This window comes from Nocardia sp. NPDC004260 (assembly GCF_053603155.1).
This window is the reverse complement of record NZ_JBSGEZ010000271.1, coordinates 1-1300: the sequence shown is the minus strand read 5'-3', so window position 1 is coordinate 1300 and position 1300 is coordinate 1. Positions and strand designations below refer to the sequence as shown.

Annotated in this window: 2 protein-coding genes; one reads left to right on the top strand and one right to left on the bottom strand. The window is 64.8% G+C overall.

The window, feature by feature from the left end; all coding sequences use genetic code 11:
• Positions 1-40 precede the first annotated feature (40 nt).
• Positions 41-1174, bottom strand: a complete 1134-nt coding sequence (locus tag ACWEO7_RS39570; RefSeq protein WP_452430988.1) for an IS30 family transposase — start codon at positions 1172-1174, stop codon at positions 41-43.
• Here ACWEO7_RS39570 and ACWEO7_RS39565 point away from each other — a divergent pair.
• Positions 1076-1300 (top strand): hypothetical protein (locus ACWEO7_RS39565; protein ID WP_452430990.1); only part of this gene is annotated, 225 nt, incomplete at its 3' end. The genes ACWEO7_RS39570 and ACWEO7_RS39565 overlap by 99 nt on opposite strands.

Here is a 1300-nt window from a genome sequence, read left to right as displayed (position 1 = left end):
GGCGGATTCTAGGGATCGTTGCAACACGTGGTCGTTTGGTTCAGGCCGCAAGTAGTCTATGCAGGCGCTCGGCTGGGGTTTCCCAGCCGAGCGTTTTGCGTGGGCGGCGGTTGAGTTGGTCGGCGACTGCGGTGAGGTGTTCGGGACTGTGAACAGACAGGTCTGTGCCTTTTGGGAAGTATTGCCGTAGGAGGCCGTTGGTGTTCTCGTTGGAGCCTCGCTGCCAGGGGCTGGCCGGGTCGCAGAAGTAGACGGGAATGTCGGTGGCGATGGTGAACTCGGCGTGCCGGGCCATCTCGCTGCCCTGATCCCAGGTCAGTGATCGTGCCAGCTCGGTCGGCAGGGCGGTGATGGTGCCGGTCAGGGCGTCGAGGACTGCTTCGGCGCCATGGTCGTCGGGAAGGTGGAGCAGCATCACATACCGAGACGCTCGTTCGACCAGGGTGCCGATCGCTGATCTGCCGTCCTTGCCGATGATCAGATCACCCTCCCAATGACCTGGAACAGCCCGTTCCTCCACCTCGGCGGGGCGCTCGCTGATCATCAGCATCGGCGTGGTGAACCGGGGTATGCGGCAGTTGGCTTGGCGTTGCGGTCGCCGTCGAGCCCGGCCCGAACGCAGCGCGCCGGCAAGCTCGCGGCGAAGCTGTCCCCTGCCCTGAACATAGAGTGCCTGGTAGACGGTCTCGTGGACCACGTGCATCTCCGGTCGGTCGGGAAACCTGCGCCGCAGAGCATGACATATCTGCTCCGGGCTCCACTTCTCATTCAGCATCGACCGCACGGTGTCACACAACTCGGGGTCGGCCAGGATCTTGCGGAGCTTTGGACGCGGTCGACGAGCCTCGGCACGAGCTTGGGCCGCGTAGGGCCGGTATGCCCCAGTAGTGGGGTGGGCGTTGCGGCGGATTTCCCGGCTGATCGTGGACGGGCTGCGACCCAACTCGACCGCGATCGCTCGCACCGTGGCGTTCTCTCTCAACCGGTCGGCGATATGGATCCGCTCGTCTTCACGCAGGTACCGCGAGACGCCGCAACCCGGTGCCACCATCGAGATCGGTGGCACCGGGCGACGATGACGTTCCCCGGTCCGGCCATGACGCCACTTGCGACCGGTCCGGGCATCGACACCGACGATCCGGCAAGCCTCGGCGTTGCTGAAACCCTGTTGCACGAGGCGGCAGTATGCCTGCCGCTCCCGCGACAACTTCTTACGTCCCTGCGGAGTTCGATCCGCCCGGATCTCGAAATCCACAACACCCCTCGAGCTGAGGTGTTGCAACGACTCCTAGAACCCGCG